The organism is Bordetella muralis (genome assembly GCF_054781015.1).
Map to the genome: position 1 here is coordinate 172,523 of NZ_BAAGVF010000009.1, position 13,975 is coordinate 186,497.

Annotated in this window: 13 protein-coding genes and 1 tRNA gene; 7 read left to right on the plus strand and 7 right to left on the minus strand. The window is 60.4% G+C overall.

The annotated features are described in order from the left end of the window. Positions 1-8: 8 nt before the first annotated feature. From ACYVIT_RS24275 to ACYVIT_RS24290, 4 genes are all read left to right on the plus strand, one after another. Positions 9-785, plus strand: a complete 777-nt coding sequence (locus ACYVIT_RS24275; RefSeq protein ID WP_415807376.1) for a methyltransferase domain-containing protein — start codon at positions 9-11, stop codon at positions 783-785. Positions 786-827: 42 nt separating this feature from the next. Then, complete coding sequence (gene rnhA, locus ACYVIT_RS24280; protein ID WP_415807375.1) at positions 828-1,289, plus strand: ribonuclease HI; 462 nt, start codon at positions 828-830, stop codon at positions 1,287-1,289. Between the two features lie 180 nt (positions 1,290-1,469). Then, complete coding sequence (locus ACYVIT_RS24285) at positions 1,470-2,618, plus strand: efflux RND transporter periplasmic adaptor subunit (RefSeq protein WP_415807374.1); 1,149 nt, start codon at positions 1,470-1,472, stop codon at positions 2,616-2,618. Beyond that, the gene (locus tag ACYVIT_RS24290; protein ID WP_415807373.1) at positions 2,615-5,713 is read left to right on the plus strand and encodes an efflux RND transporter permease subunit; all 3,099 of its coding nucleotides are present in this window, start codon (positions 2,615-2,617) and stop codon (positions 5,711-5,713) included. Before ACYVIT_RS24285 ends, ACYVIT_RS24290 begins: the two co-directional genes overlap by 4 nt. A gap of 4 nt (positions 5,714-5,717) precedes the next feature. Here ACYVIT_RS24290 and ACYVIT_RS24295 read toward each other — a convergent pair whose 3' ends face one another. Next, entirely contained in the window at positions 5,718-5,957 is a 240-nt protein-coding gene (locus tag ACYVIT_RS24295) for a hypothetical protein (RefSeq protein ID WP_415807372.1), read from the minus strand. A 308-nt stretch (positions 5,958-6,265) separates the two neighbouring features. On the opposite strand from ACYVIT_RS24295, the gene dnaQ reads away from it, so the two are divergent. Both dnaQ and ACYVIT_RS24305 read left to right on the plus strand, forming a co-directional pair. Further along, positions 6,266-6,997, plus strand: coding sequence for a DNA polymerase III subunit epsilon (gene dnaQ, locus ACYVIT_RS24300; protein WP_415807371.1), 732 nt, complete (start codon positions 6,266-6,268; stop codon positions 6,995-6,997). A 105-nt stretch (positions 6,998-7,102) separates the two neighbouring features. Continuing rightward, a tRNA-Val gene (locus ACYVIT_RS24305) sits at positions 7,103-7,177 on the plus strand. Positions 7,178-7,559: 382 nt separating this feature from the next. On the opposite strand, the gene ACYVIT_RS24310 is transcribed toward ACYVIT_RS24305, so the two are convergent. Beyond that, a complete protein-coding gene (locus ACYVIT_RS24310) occupies positions 7,560-7,757 on the minus strand; it encodes a hypothetical protein (protein WP_415807369.1) in 198 nt (65 codons plus the stop codon). An 85-nt stretch (positions 7,758-7,842) separates the two neighbouring features. Next, complete coding sequence (locus ACYVIT_RS24315) at positions 7,843-8,298, minus strand: hypothetical protein (RefSeq protein WP_415807368.1); 456 nt, start codon at positions 8,296-8,298, stop codon at positions 7,843-7,845. Between the two features lie 179 nt (positions 8,299-8,477). Here ACYVIT_RS24315 and ACYVIT_RS24320 point away from each other — a divergent pair, with 179 nt between their 5' ends. Continuing rightward, positions 8,478-9,557 (plus strand): helix-turn-helix transcriptional regulator, encoded by a 1,080-nt coding sequence (locus ACYVIT_RS24320; protein WP_460478305.1) that lies wholly within the window; start codon positions 8,478-8,480, stop codon positions 9,555-9,557. A 73-nt stretch (positions 9,558-9,630) separates the two neighbouring features. Here ACYVIT_RS24320 and ACYVIT_RS24325 read toward each other — a convergent pair whose 3' ends face one another. From ACYVIT_RS24325 to ACYVIT_RS24340, 4 genes are all read right to left on the minus strand, one after another. Next, positions 9,631-10,254, minus strand: a complete 624-nt coding sequence (locus tag ACYVIT_RS24325; RefSeq protein ID WP_415807470.1) for a TetR/AcrR family transcriptional regulator — start codon at positions 10,252-10,254, stop codon at positions 9,631-9,633. A gap of 123 nt (positions 10,255-10,377) precedes the next feature. After that, on the minus strand, positions 10,378-11,529 hold the full coding sequence (locus ACYVIT_RS24330; RefSeq protein ID WP_415807366.1) for a CaiB/BaiF CoA transferase family protein: 1,152 nt from the start codon (positions 11,527-11,529) through the stop codon (positions 10,378-10,380). A 22-nt stretch (positions 11,530-11,551) separates the two neighbouring features. Continuing rightward, positions 11,552-12,622, minus strand: coding sequence for a hypothetical protein (locus tag ACYVIT_RS24335; RefSeq protein ID WP_415807365.1), 1,071 nt, complete (start codon positions 12,620-12,622; stop codon positions 11,552-11,554). 20 nt (positions 12,623-12,642) lie between these two features. Further along, positions 12,643-13,809, minus strand: coding sequence for an acyl-CoA dehydrogenase family protein (locus ACYVIT_RS24340; RefSeq protein ID WP_415807364.1), 1,167 nt, complete (start codon positions 13,807-13,809; stop codon positions 12,643-12,645). Between the last annotated feature and the right edge of the window lie 166 nt (positions 13,810-13,975).

Here is a 13,975-nt window from a genome sequence, read left to right on the forward strand (position 1 = left end):
ACGTCGACGTGACCGAGGAAACTCCGCCGATTGTAGAACTAGCCGAGTGGTTCCAGACACCGCCAGGGCAGTATGTCCTGGCGTGGGAGCGCTCGCAGTTCGACGCTATCGTGGCGGATGTGTTCGGATATTACGCTTGGCAAGTCGGTTTTGCAGAGTTTAATTTGCTGCAGGCCAACCGGATGCCCTTCAAGGGCTGGGTCGGAGCGCAGATGCCCGGCCCCGAGCAGGCGGCCCTGTGGCAAGGGTGTGTGGTGGCGAGTCCCGACGCATTGCCGTTCGAATCGCAAAGCGTGGACTTGCTGGTGTTGCCGCATGCATTCGAGTGCACGGACTCACCGCACGACGTGCTGCGCGAGGCCGAACGTGTGCTGATGCCAGAGGGGCGCCTGGTGATCTCGGGTTTCAATCCCTGGAGCCTTTGGGGCGCGCGCAACCGGACTCCCGGTATGGAGCCCTGGCTGCCGCTGCCGCCTTCGGCTCAGGTATCCTTGCCGCGCCTGAAGGATTGGCTGAAGCTCATGTCATTCGATGTCGGGTCGGGCCGTTTTGGCTGCTATGCCCCGGCATGCCGGACCGAAAAATGGCTGCAGCGATGGCACTTCATGGAAACCTATGGCCAGCGTTGGTGGGCATTGGGCGGGGCGGTCTACGTGGTGTCCGCCGTCAAGCGGGTGGCGGGTATGCGATTGGTCGGCCCTGCCTGGAAATCCGCCAAACGCCGCCGTCGCACCCGCGCCGCACCGGTCGTCGTCAATCGCGAAGCCGGGCCGGGCAAAACGTGATGAGACGTCAAGGGTGTCTCGTCGGACTTAACAGTAGGAACAATGCAAACAAACAACGATAGCGGTCTGCAGGTAGAAATGTGGACGGATGGGGCATGCAAAGGCAATCCCGGGCCGGGTGGCTGGGGGGTGTTGATGCGTGCCGGCGCACACGAGAAGACGCTGTATGGGGGGCAAGCCGGTACGACCAACAACCGCATGGAGTTGCTGGCCGTGATCGAGGGCCTGCGCGCGCTCAAGCGGCCATGCAAGGTACGGATTCATACCGACTCGCAATATGTCATGAAGGGCATGACCGAGTGGCTGGTCAACTGGAAACGCCGCGGGTGGATGACTGCGGATAAAAAGCCGGTGAAAAACTCAGAGCTCTGGCAGGCGCTGGATGAACAGGTCTCGCGCCATCAGGTGGATTGGCGCTGGGTGCGCGGTCATGCCGGGGACCCGGGCAATGAGCGTGCTGACGCACTGGCCAATCAGGGCGTGGAGAGCGTGCGAAAGGGATAACTTTTACGGCGGTTTCATGCGGGAATACCCTGGAAATAGTCCGCAGATCGCGCTCGCCGGCCAACTTTGTGCCAGTATGTAAACCGCTGGTGCTACAGTGCCAGCTCCATAGCTTGTTTCCATCCCGTCGGGCCAGCAACGCGCGCGGCTCGGCATGTTTACGCACCGCGATCATTGCGCATGAAAAAAGCTGTACTGCTGACTGCTATTGCGGTCGGGCTCGCTGCGGGCGCGGCCTTGGGGTATTGGGTTCCGCGCTGGTTGGCGGCCCCTGCGGGGTCTGTCGCAGATGCCGCTTCAACGGCGGTATCCGCCGCACCGAAAACCAAATCCCTGGATACGGTGCGGATAGAGGTCGCGCAAGTCCAGCAACTGAAATTCACGCGTGGCATCTCCGCGGTCGGCAGCCTGCGCTCTGATGAGTCGGTCGTGTTGCGTCCCGAGGTTGCGGGCCGTATTAAGACCATCGATTTCAAAGAAGGCCAGCCGGTAGAGCGCGGACAGGTACTGATCCGCCTGGACGATTCGGTGTCACGGGCCGAATTCGATCAGGCGCGTGCTAATTTGGCGTTGGCGCAAACACATTATCGCCGTGCCGTCGAGTTGCAGGGCCGTGGTTTCGTCAGCCAGCAGGCGCGCGACGAGGCCGGCAGCAACCTGAAAGTCCAACAGGCGGCCACCGCATTGGCACAGGCGCGGCTCGACAAGATGACTATACGAGCACCCTTTGCCGGCATCGTGGGTCTGCGCAGCGTGTCGGTTGGTGATTATGTCGATCAGGGGCAGGACCTCGCGCCATTGGAGGCGATTGATCCTCTGAAGGTCGATTTCCGTGTGCCCGAAATGTATTTCAACAAAATCCAGGTTGGCCAGTCGCTGACTATCCGTCTGGATGCGCTGCCTGGCTCAGAGCGCCAGGGGCAGGTATATGCCGTGAGTCCGCTGGTGGATGCGGGAGGCCGCTCGATCCTGCTGCGGGCCACGATCCCGAACCCGGATGCGCGATTGCGACCGGGTATGTTTGCTCGCGTGCAACTCTTGTTTGGGGCCGACGATGTGCTGGCGGTACCGGAAGCGGCGCTCGCGCCCTCGGGCCAGGCGCAGTACGTTTTCACGGTGCGAGAGGGGCACGCTCGCCGCACCGAGGTCACGCTGGGCGAGCGTCGGGATGGCCAGGTCGAGATACTGACGGGCGTTGCCGCGGGCGACCAGGTCGTGGTCGCCGGCTTTCAGCGGCTGACTGACGGGGCGCCGGTCGAGGTGGCCCCGGCGGCCGCCTCGAGGCCGGCGCAGAGCAAGGCGCAGGGACCACAGGCGAGTCGATCATGATTTTGTCCGAGGTCTGCATCAAGCGGCCGGTATTTGCATCGGTCTTGTCGTTGATCATTGTCTTGATCGGCCTGATCTCGTATTCGCGCTTGACGGTGCGTGAATATCCCAACATCGACGAGCCTATCGTCTCGGTCAGCACTACCTATAAAGGCGCCTCTCCGGAGGTCATCGAATCGCAGGTCACCAAACCCCTAGAAGACCAACTGGCCGGTATAGAAGGGGTGAATGTGATGACCTCGCGCAGCCGGTCCGAACGCAGCTATATCAACATCAAATTCAATCTGTCGCGAGATCCCGATGCCGCTGCCGCCGAGGTGCGCGACAAAGTATCCCGCGCGCGCCGCTATCTGCCGGACGAGATCGACGAGCCCATTATCGGCAAGGTCGAGGCTGATGCTACGCCCGTCATCTATATCGCGGTGGAGTCCGGCTCGTTATCCGTGATCCAGACGTCCGACTACATCAATCGCTATATCAAGACACGCCTGTCTGTGCTGCCCGGGGCCGCGGAAGTGCGTGTGTATGGCGAACGTCTGCCGTCTATGCGGATTTACGTCGATCGAGCAAAGCTGGCGGCCTATCAATTGACCGTTCAGGATGTCGAGAACGCGCTGTCCAGCCAGAATGTGGAGATTCCTGCGGGCCGTATCGAATCGCGTGATCGCGAGTTCACAGTCGTGTCGTCAACGGACCTTCAGACGCCTGCACAGTTCGCGGATATCGTGGTCGCGAACGTCAAAGGCTATCCCGTACGGATGCGCGATGTGGCCAGGGTCGAGGTCGGTGCGGCAGATGATCGCGTGTTGTCACGCTTTAACGGTAAGAACGCGATCAACATCGGCCTGACCAAGCAGTCCACGGCGAATCCCCTGGATCTGTCCAAGGCTGTGCGTGATGAGGTGGCGCTATTGAATGAGACCTTGCCCGATGGGATGAGGTTGAACATCGCCTACGACACGTCCACATTCATCGAGCGTTCCATCAGTTCGGTGTACCACACCATCCTCGAGGCCATTGTGCTGGTGGTGCTGGTCATTTTCTTTTTCCTGCGGAACTTGCGGGCCAGCATCATCCCCATCGTGACAATCCCGGTGTCGCTGGTCGGCGCTTGCGGTCTGATGTACATGTTTGGCTTTTCGATCAACACGCTGACGTTGTTGGCCATGGTGCTGGCGATCGGTCTGGTGGTCGATGACGCCATCGTCGTGCTCGAGAATATTTTCCGCCATATCGAAAACGGGATGCCACGCCGCGAGGCGGCATTGCAGGGATCGAAAGAAATCGGTTTTGCCGTGGTGGCAATGACACTGACCCTGGTCACGGTGTACGCGCCGCTGGCATTCGCAACGGGGCGTACCGGCAAGCTGTTCATCGAGTTTGCACTGACATTGGCTGGCGCGGTACTGGTGTCGGGTTTTGTCGCGTTGACGCTGACACCGATGATGTGCTCAGTCTTGTTGCGCCACCAATCCAGCCATAGCCGCTGGTACAACCTGATCGAGGGTTGGCTCAATGGTTTGGCGAACGGCTATCGCCGCACTTTGCTGTGGGCCCTGCATCAACGGGCACTCATCGTGATCATCGGCCTGCTCGTGGCGGCAGGTAGCGGTGTTCTGTTTTCAGTGGTGAAAAGCGAGTTGGCGCCCGTCGAAGACCGCGGGGCGATTTACGGCAGGGTGACCTCGCCCGAGGGCGCTACGCTGGGCTACATGCTCGAGAGTGTGCAGCAGATCGAACAGTTCTATGCCCAGATCCCGGAAACCGAGGCCTATCAGTCGTCGATCGGTTTTCCTACCGTCACCGACGGCACGGCGATTTTGCGCTTGGCGCCCTGGGAGCAACGCGATCGCAAACAGCAGGAGATTGCGCGCGAGCTGCAGTCTAAATTCGCTTCGCTGCCCGGGGTCAAAGCCTTTCCCACGAATCCGCCTTCATTGGGGCAATCCTCACGCTCCAAACCCGTCGAGTTCATCATCATGAGCCAGTCCTCGTATGCCGAGTTGGACAAGCTCGTGAGCGTGTATGTGAACGCGTTGCGTGATTATCCGGGGTTGATCAACCTGGACACGGATCTGCGTTTGAATACCCCCGAACTGCGTGTGCAGGTGGATCGCGACAAGATGGCCGACGTGGGCGCAGCGGTCGACGTCGTGGGCCGTACGCTGGAGTCGATGCTGGGCGGACGGCAGGTGACGCGCTACAAAGATGACGGTGAACAGTACGACGTGATCGTGCAGGTGTTGCCGCAAGACCGCAGCAATACAACAGATATCTCGGGTATTTATGTCCGTACGCGCGACGGCAGCATGGTGCAATTGGACAATCTGTTGTCGGTGCATGAGAGTGTCTCGCCTCAATCGTTGAACCATTTCAATCGCCTGCGCGCAGTGAAGATCGAGGCCGAGGTGGCGCCTGGTTACGCGTTGGGCGAAGTCCTCTCTCACATGCAAGACGTGGCGCGTCAGGTGCTGCCCCATACCTTGCAGACCGATCTGGACGGCCAGTCACGCGAATTCCGCGATTCGTCGGGCAGTATCTATCTCGTGTTCGCCATGGCGTTGGCGTTCATCTATCTGGTGATGGCCGCGCAGTTTGAGAGCTGGCGCAATCCGTTCATCATCATGTTGTCAGTGCCCTTGTCCATGACGGGGGCGTTGCTGGCGCTCTGGCTGAGTGGAGGCACCTTGTCGATCTACAGCCAGATCGGTTTGATCACGCTGGTTGGTCTGATTACCAAACACGGCATCCTGATCGTCGAGTTCGCCAATCAATTGCGTGACGAGGGGCATGAGCTGTTTGAGGCAGTCATCGAAGCCAGCGTGCTGCGTTTGCGTCCGATTTTGATGACCACTGGGGCGATGGTGTTGGGCACCCTCCCGCTCGCCGTGTCCACCGGCGCGGGGGCGGAGTCCCGGCAGCAGATTGGATGGGTGCTGGTTGGCGGGCTGATGCTCGGGACGTTTCTGACCTTGTTCGTGGTACCTGTGGCGTACACGCTGATTGCAAAGGCCCGGTTGCGCCGCGACGCGGGCGGCGACGACAAGGCGCACGCCGCCGCCAGTACCAAGGCTGCGGCTTCGGGCGAGCATTAACGGCTCAGCGGTCCTGCCTATCCGATTGTGATGTGTCCAACACGTCGTCTTCGGGGGTGATCACGCCCGGTTCGCCAGGGGGCGTAATCACGCGCCCCTGGCGGGGACGCCCGGCGACCTCGGGCGCGTCGTCCGGCATCGGCATGATGCCGGTGCCATGGACGGGGTCGGTGGGCGTTTTCGGAGACCGAGCATCGGTATCAGTGTGTTCTGAGGGAACATTCTCTCGGGCAGTTTTTTCCATGATGAACTCCTGATGGGGAATGAGTGCGGCGCGGGCCGCGACGCATTGCCAGCTTAGGTGTGCGCCAGCTCGCGGGCCGTGACGACATGTGTCCCTCGCAAGTTTCATGCCGGCGCGGACATGATCGACGGATTGAAATCTCGATCTGGCCTGCCGGGTGCGTAGATGCTAGGTACACTAATGGCTTCGCTTATGGTGCCGTACCCGGCCGCTGAGGGCGGCTGCCATGCCGCACGTCCAGTGTGCTGGCTTGGATGCCAGCTGTGCCGAGCCTCGCGGCATATCTCCTTGTTACCAAATTGCCTGACATGCGCCAAATCATTTTCGATACTGAAACCACCGGCCTGGACCCTAATCAGGGACACCGGATTGTTGAAATCGGCTGCGTCGAGATCGTCAACCGGACTGTCACCGGGAATAACCTGCACATTTATTTGAATCCGGACCGCGATAGCGACCCAGAGGCGTTGGCGGTGCACGGTCTGACTACGGACTTTCTGTCGGACAAGCCGCGCTTTAGCGAAGTGGCCGATCAGTTTCTCGAATTCATCGCGGGTGCGGAACTCATCGCCCATAACGCGGCGTTTGACGTCAAGTTCTTCAACGCCGAGCTTAAACGCATCGGCCGGGGCGAATTGGCCGGCTTGTGCGACAAGATCACGGACTCGCTGTTGTTTGCGCGGACGCTGTATCCGGGTAAACGGAACTCGCTGGATGCCCTGTGTGATCGTCTCGGGGTGTCCAATGCGCACCGGACGCTGCACGGCGCTTTGCTTGACTCGCAACTGCTGGGCGAAGTCTGGCTGGCCATGACACGAGGGCAGGACGCGTTGTTGATCGACGTCGACGACAGCGGGCCGTCCACTGGCGCGGGCGTGACGCTGAAAGCGTTTGATGGCAGTGCGCTACCCGTGTTGGCGGCATCGGCGGAGGAGTTGGTCGAGCATGAGGAGTATTTGGCGAGTCTGGATAAATCCGTAGGGGGTGACTGCGTGTGGCGTAGTCTGGACGCGCCGAAAGAGGTGGTCGCCGACGCGTGATACGGGTGGCTGCTCCCGGTAGCGTCATTGTTATCGAGAGAAAACCCCAAGAGTGTCGCCGTGTTTGCGGTGCGGGATTTTTCTATGCTAGAATTCCGCTTCTTTGGGTGGTTAGCTCAGTGGTAGAGCACTGCCTTCACACGGCAGGGGTCACAAGTTCGAACCTTGTACCACCCACCAAAGACTTCTCTGATGAAGTCTCCCAAAGCCTAAAAGCCCCTAGTTTTCAATAGCTTGGGGCTTTTTTGTTGTCTATTGTCCTCTACGAAGGGGCATAGACATGCCGTCTTGGCTGGCGGTATCCTTAACGGTAGCTCCCCATATCATCGCTACAGATACCGTCAGGAAGCCAGGATGCCCCTTACGTGCCGTTGTTTTGCTGTGGCGAGGCGATTCGCTCTTGTACCGCCTCATACATCCAAAGTAATCCAATGATCAGAAAACCGGCCATCCCCCTCTCCTCATGTAAATTTCCGTTCGTGTAGCCCGGTATCGGTCTTCACCGTGTCACTGACACTGCTCGTCGTAGGGCAGATCCAGTGTCAGGCAGTCCGCTGTCGTTCTATCGCTTGAAGTAGTAGTCCAGCATCTCGCTGGTACGGTCCTGGCGTTTTGGGTACCGCCTTGCCAGGTAGGCCTTCAGCTCTTCTTCTGCGCTCGGTGGTCGAAAGGCGTTGGGAGGTGTCCCCATCAAGCGCTGAGCCTCCTGTAATGTGCGTTGCGCGCACAGTTCTCCCGCGCTGATAGGGGCATTTCTCATATTCTTCTTCTGGTCGAGGCTTTCCATTTTTATCGGCAGAGATCAGTTAGCAAAGGAATGACTAAAAATTCGTGCCCGGCGCCGGCTATTTCTTTCGATGTGCACGTACCACTTCAATGTTGTCCCGCTGTTGCGAGGTAAACGATGCCAGCGCCTGCGGACCGGCACTCTGTTCCACTGCCAGATACATGCCGGCGTGCAGGACGGCCAGCGTGGCCGCAACATACTGCTGGCTCGACAATCCGTGCCGTGCCAATGCCGCGCGTACCTCCGGCTGGGCATCGAGCCGGCGCGCGAGACCCTCGACTGACTCGGCGTCATCGCTGTCATCGTCGTCATCGTCTGCGTCGCCGTCGCCCGCTAGCTGCACGGTGCCTAGTTCCACCGTCACGGCGGCCATACGCTCCAGCATGGCGGGAGTTAGGGCAAAGCTTGCCGGGTCAGCATCCGAGGACGCCCAGACCTGGCCTGCGGCCAGCGCGAACATCAAACATAAGGCCGCAACAAAGCGCCGAGAACAAGAGTTGCAGGAGAAAGACATGGTTCTTTCCATTCAAGAAAACCACACAGAAGGCCCGCAATCTACCCGTCTGTCATGTGCCGCGCCCCACCCCGACGGGGTAGGTGTCGCAAAATGGTAACGATGGCGCTCGCCTGTTCCTCGCGTGGATAAAATCCGCCCAGCGGTTGTTTCGATGGGAAGCCCAACGGAGAGAGTCCATGTCTACCCGCCGTTCCACGAGTCGTGCGCTGGCAAGCCTGCATCAGATGACCTGTCTGGATACGGGCGGTCCGCAGTTGATTCAGCCTTTGCTGCAAAGCATGCACCAGTTGATCGGCTTTGAATCGGGCGGTTATTTCTATCCGGGCGGCGATGGCGAGCTGGAAGCGCACATGGAAGATCCCGGCGTTGCGGCTTCAGTCCCCGAGCATTTTGATCCGTGTATCCTGCGCAGCGAAAGTCAGATGTTCCATAACACCTTGCGCCAGTCCAGCGATATCGCTCTGCATGAATACGGTCCTCGCACGCTGAGCCAGATGCTTAGGGGAACCTATCCGGGGCTGCTTCGCAGTGACTATTACAACGTGGTCATGCGCCCGGCCGGTGTCGGCGACTGGTTGTGCCTGGCATTGCGCACGCAGCAAGGGCAGGGCATCGGCATGCTGTTCCTCTTTCGTCCCGCGGGCGCGCAGGCCTTCCAACACGCTGAGGTCGAGGCGCTGGCGCGCCTCGAAGGCCATTTGGCGCGCGCCCTGCAACCCGGCGCATTCGATGCGGACGAGCGGGATGCGCATCGCCAAGGCCTGTTGATTGCCACTCTCGATGCGAGGCCGTTGTGGATATGCCCGGAGGCCGAGGTGCTGATGCCGCTGGCGTTCGGCTGGCGTTGGCGGCGTGGTGCTGAATTGCCCGCGGCCGTGAAAGCGCTGTTGCAGCGTCTTACTCCGCGACCGGGTGTTCTGCCGCTCCCGCCGTACATGGATTGGTGTAACGCGCAAGGCCGGTTCTCGCTACGCGCCGTACGTCTGGCCGCGGCCCTCGGTCATGGCGAAGCAGTGGGGGTATACATCACTCAGCACGTAGCGCGCGGCGTGCGGCTGATGTCGGCATTGAACGCGCTGCGCCTGCCGCAACGCCAATATGAATTGGCCTATTGGCTGGCGCGAGGCCTGTCGGAATCGCAAATCGCCCAACGCATGGGTATCAGTCTCAACACAGTGGTCTACCATCGCCGTCAGCTCTATAACCGATTGGGGGCGAGTCACCGCATCGAACTATTGACGAAGTTGGGGTTGTAGGGGCGCTGCGGTTCAGCCGCGTTGCTACGTATCCCTGCAGGCCACGATGACCGGCAGCGCCGAGTTTGGCTGATCAGTGATTGGAGATTTGCCAGTCGGTGGCAATGCCATATACCGCTTGGGTGGCGAGCTGTTTCGCTATTCGTTCTTTGAGATCTGGGGCCTCAGTTTCTCGCGGCCGATACCATACAGTGATCCAGTTGAGGCTTCCAAGAATGCTTTTGACCGCAAAAGAGGGATCCAATTGAGTAAATAGTCCACCCGCGATGCCTTCGGTCACGACGTGGTGGAACAATTCTTCATAGGAATCCCGCATAGCAATGACTTCAGCCAATGCTTCACGTTCCATGGGCGTGGTGCTGACGGACTGATGCAGCTCGACACCCTGGACGGTGACGCGCTGGTAATACAGCGAGTCCATCATCAGCATCGCGTGCAAGTAGGCCATGCGATGAAGTTTTTCCCGCGGCGCGAGCTTGTCGTCGCAAGCAACAGGAACTTGCGTCTTCAGATTCATGACCATCGCGCGCTTGTGCACGGCGAAGAACAGGTCGGTCTTGCTGCGATAGTGGTAGTAGACGCTGCCTTTGGTGGCGCCAATCTGGCTGGCAATCACGTCAATGGACGCTGCGGTGAATCCATAGATGGTGAACGCCTTGGCCGCCGCGTCCAGCAGTTTGAGTTGGATGGCGGGCATGTTTTCATAGTCGATGCCCACCCAGTTTTCGAGTTCGGAGGTCAGGATCACGGTATTTGCAGATCTGGCTGGCGGCGTACAGCAGTATAGCGGCAAAGCCCGGCTGTACGCCGCGCGGTACGTTCAAGTGTTGAACAAGGTTTCGTTGGCGGCGATCGTCGTGTTGCCCAGCGTCGGCGCGGGGGCTCGGATGCTGCCGGGCGTGTCGCTGAGCTTGATGGGAATGCCGGGTCCCGTATAGTCGGCCGTGCGCACGACCATGCCTCGAAACTTGGCGTGCTCGGCGTCGGCCACCGCCCGGATGTCCAGGATCGGCGCGGCCGGGACGCCCGCGGCCAGCAAGACAGGCCCGAGCTGTTCCCCGTCGACGTTTGCGAATGCGCGACACAGCTCGTCTTCCAGCGCTTCGCGGTTCTCGACGCGAGCGCGGTTGGTGGCGAATCTCGGGTCAGACGGCAGGCCAGACACGCTCAAGTGCGAGCACAACCGGGCAAACAGCCTGTCGTTGGCCACGGCCACGAATAGCGGCACGGTAGCGGTACGGTAGACGTTGTACGGCACGATGTTGGCGTGTCGATTGCCCGACGGGCCCGGTACCTTGCCTGAATGCAGATAGTTGGTCAGGAACGGATGCGCCACCGATACCGCACTGTCGTACAAGCTGACATCGGCCATCTGGCCGCGCCCTGTGCGGTGTCTGGCCTGCAAGGCCAGCAGGATGGACATCGCGGCATTCATGCCGGTTGTCAGGTCCACTACCGGCACACCGATTCGGACAGGTTCGCCCGCTTGGTCGCCGTTGATCGACAGTAGCCCGGCCATGGCTTGCACGGCGGCATCGTAGCCCGGCAAGCCGCCGTAGGGGCCTTCGTCGCCAAAGCCGGTAATGCGGCAATGGATAAGCCGAGGATACCTCTCGACGAACCATCGTGCATGCGGAATGCCCCATGCCTGCAGCGTGCTCAGCTTGAAATTCTCAATCAATACGTCGGCCGTCTCCAGCAAGGCAAAGAGTTTGTCGCGTTCGTTGGCCTGCCCCAGATCGAGAACGACGCTGCGCTTGTTGCGGTTGACGGCATTGAAATAAGCCGAGCTTTCATTAACGAACGGCGGGCCGAAGCCGCGGCACTCGTCGCCCTCCGGGCTTTCGATTTTGACGACGTCGGCACCGTGGTCGCCCAGGATCTGCCCCGCAAAGGGGCCGGCCAGCACTCTGGCGGCGTCTACTACCTTCAGGCCCGCAAGCGCTCCAACGGGATGTTGCTGCATGGTCATGCTTCTATTCCTCATCACGGACCTAGTTGCCAATTCTCCAGGCTAGGTCGTATCCCTGGCCGATTGCACGAACATCGAAGGTCATATTGAGGCGTCGATTGTGCGCCTGCAAAGCTCCCTCGATGAGGCCGTTCCAGGCGTCAGCCAGCATGGGGTGATATTCCCTGATGCCATCCATGAATACCCACCCGTTTTGGCGAACCTCATGGCTGTCGTCAAGGTGTTGAACGACTTGGCATGCGTCACCATGCGCAGTGCCCAGGTCGGCGACAAAGCGCGCGAAGCCCGCGGCATCGGGCGTGTAGTCTCCACCCAGCGCGCGCGCCACTTCGTGATAGAACTGCATACCGATCATCCGGCCGACCATCCGTAGACGATGCGCCGCTTCGTCAGGGCCCCACAACTGCAGTGCGGTAGGGTATGCCGAACGTACATATTCCATGGCGTAGTTGCGGTGCGCCTTGGCCAATCTGGCCGCTGGCCATTGGTCGGTGGGCAGTTGCGGGGCCTGGGCCGCGTCGAAATCTGGCGCGTCTTCGTCGCGGGCGAAGCGCAGCCGCTCGTGGGGTAGCAGGTCGCGGTCGTACTCGTAGTAGTAGCCTTCCAGGCCGGATTGCGCATCTACGGTCTGCTTGGTGCATACGAAGCCCAGGCGTGGGTTGCTCAACATCGTTCCGTTCTGGGCATGCCAGCCGCGCAGCATGGCCTGCGAGACTTCCGGTGCGATGCCGCACAGGGCTGTGCCAGCCCAGATCCACCGCGGCGCGGCGTATCGGATCCAGGCCTTGCGGTCGGATTCATAAATGTATTCGACGGACACTCCGCCGATATGATTGGAAAGATAGTGGTATTGGGCTGCTGCCACGGCGTGCGGCAAGTTGTCCAGGCCCAACTTTTGCAAGCCGGGAAGAAAGCGTTCGCGGCGCTGCCGGCAGAATATCTCGTATACCAGTTCTGCGGTGCTGGCCGTGCCGTGCCGCGACGACACGTACAGGACGATGCCCGTGAAATACGCGTGATACCACTCGGCCACCGCGCGCCAGGCGGCGGTTGGTTCGTCTGGGGTGTGCTCTTGCTTCACTGTCTGCTCCATAGGCTTGATAGCACGATCGGTCAGGACCCTGCGGCCTCTGCTTCGCGTTTGATGGCGCGCGCGATCACCACGCGCTGGATCTCCGAAGTGCCCTCGTAGATCTCGGTGATGCGCTGGTCGCGATAGCAACGCTCGACCGCATTGGGTTTCACATAGCCCCTGCCTCCCAGGATCTGCATCGCATCGTCGCACACGGTGTGCGAGGCTTCGCTGGTAAAAAGTTTGGCCATGGCGCCCAGGGTGCTGATGTCTTGCCCTTTATCGTAGGCTCGCGCGGCTTCGTATAGCATCATACGGGCGGCCGACAATTGCGTGGCGGCATTGGCGAGCATGAAGCCTACGCCCTGGTGGTCGATGATGGTCCGGCCGAACGTCTGGCGCGACGCCGCGAACGCGCTGGCGGCGCGATAGCTGCACAGCGCTATGCCCAGCGCCTGGGCGGCCACCACCACCCGCCCCACGTTGAGGGTCGACAGGGCCAGTTTCAGGCCCAGCCCTTCTTGTCCCACGATGCTGGAATCGGGCACCCGGACGTCGACCTTGAAATTGGTGGTCGTGGTGCCGCGGATGCCCATCTTGTCTTCATAGAAATCGACCGCGGCGCCCTCGGTGTCGCGGGGCACCCAGAACGCGGTGATGTTGTTGCGCGTGCCGGGTTCGCCGGTGCGGGCGAACACGATGAAATGCTTGGAATGCCCGCCGTTGCCGAGCCAGCACTTTTCGCCACGGATCCGCCAGTCCTTGCCCTCGCGCACGGCCGTGGTCTGAATGGCTGCGGCATCGGAACCAGCGCCGCGCTCGCTCAAGGCGAAGTTCACCGCGGTTCCTTCGCGAGCCAGGCCGCCCAGCAGCGCCTGCTTCTGCGTTTCGGTGCCGCCCAGCAGCACGGGGAACGCCCCAAGCGACAGTGCCGCCATGATGGCGGCGGTGGAGCCGCAGCCCTCAGCAATGGTCTCCACCACCGCCACCAGTGCCGTCAACGGCGCTCCGCCGCCGCCGTACTGCCGAGGAATGAACATGCCGCCGACGCCGGATTGCCGCAACGGTTCCAGGTGTTCGACCGGATAGCGCTGATCACGGTCAATTGCGTCGGCCGCTGGCGCAAAGTGCGTATCCGTCAGTTGACGGGCCGTATCCCGCCAACTGCGGGCATCGTCATCCAACGAAGGTTTCCAAATGGTTGCCATGAATTGCTTCTCCAAGTACAAGTATTTGGCAACATACTACTTGGTATCATTATAATTTTCTAGGGGATGTTGGAAAGTTTTTCATGGTGATATCGCGACTTGTCAATTGCGTAATTTAATATGATACTAGGTAGTATGTTCTATCCAACACTACTACTCGGCATGA

Bases quoted from the DNA above. Each gene is read 5' to 3' on its own strand.
- ACYVIT_RS24330 (WP_415807366.1), bottom strand. From the start codon at position 11,529: ATGACCATGCAGCAACATCCCGTTGGAGCGCTTGCGGGCCTGAAGGTA.
- ACYVIT_RS24315 (WP_415807368.1), bottom strand. From the start codon at position 8,298: ATGTCTTTCTCCTGCAACTCTTGTTCTCGGCGCTTTGTTGCGGCCTTA.
- dnaQ (WP_415807371.1), top strand. From the start codon at position 6,266: ATGCGCCAAATCATTTTCGATACTGAAACCACCGGCCTGGACCCTAAT.
- ACYVIT_RS24285 (WP_415807374.1), top strand. From the start codon at position 1,470: ATGAAAAAAGCTGTACTGCTGACTGCTATTGCGGTCGGGCTCGCTGCG.
- ACYVIT_RS24335 (WP_415807365.1), bottom strand. From the start codon at position 12,622: ATGGAGCAGACAGTGAAGCAAGAGCACACCCCAGACGAACCAACCGCC.
- ACYVIT_RS24320 (WP_460478305.1), top strand. From the start codon at position 8,478: ATGTCTACCCGCCGTTCCACGAGTCGTGCGCTGGCAAGCCTGCATCAG.
- rnhA (WP_415807375.1), top strand. From the start codon at position 828: ATGCAAACAAACAACGATAGCGGTCTGCAGGTAGAAATGTGGACGGAT.
- ACYVIT_RS24340 (WP_415807364.1), bottom strand. From the start codon at position 13,809: ATGGCAACCATTTGGAAACCTTCGTTGGATGACGATGCCCGCAGTTGG.
- ACYVIT_RS24310 (WP_415807369.1), bottom strand. From the start codon at position 7,757: ATGAGAAATGCCCCTATCAGCGCGGGAGAACTGTGCGCGCAACGCACA.
- ACYVIT_RS24290 (WP_415807373.1), top strand. From the start codon at position 2,615: ATGATTTTGTCCGAGGTCTGCATCAAGCGGCCGGTATTTGCATCGGTC.
- ACYVIT_RS24295 (WP_415807372.1), bottom strand. From the start codon at position 5,957: ATGGAAAAAACTGCCCGAGAGAATGTTCCCTCAGAACACACTGATACC.
- ACYVIT_RS24325 (WP_415807470.1), bottom strand. From the start codon at position 10,254: ATGCCCGCCATCCAACTCAAACTGCTGGACGCGGCGGCCAAGGCGTTC.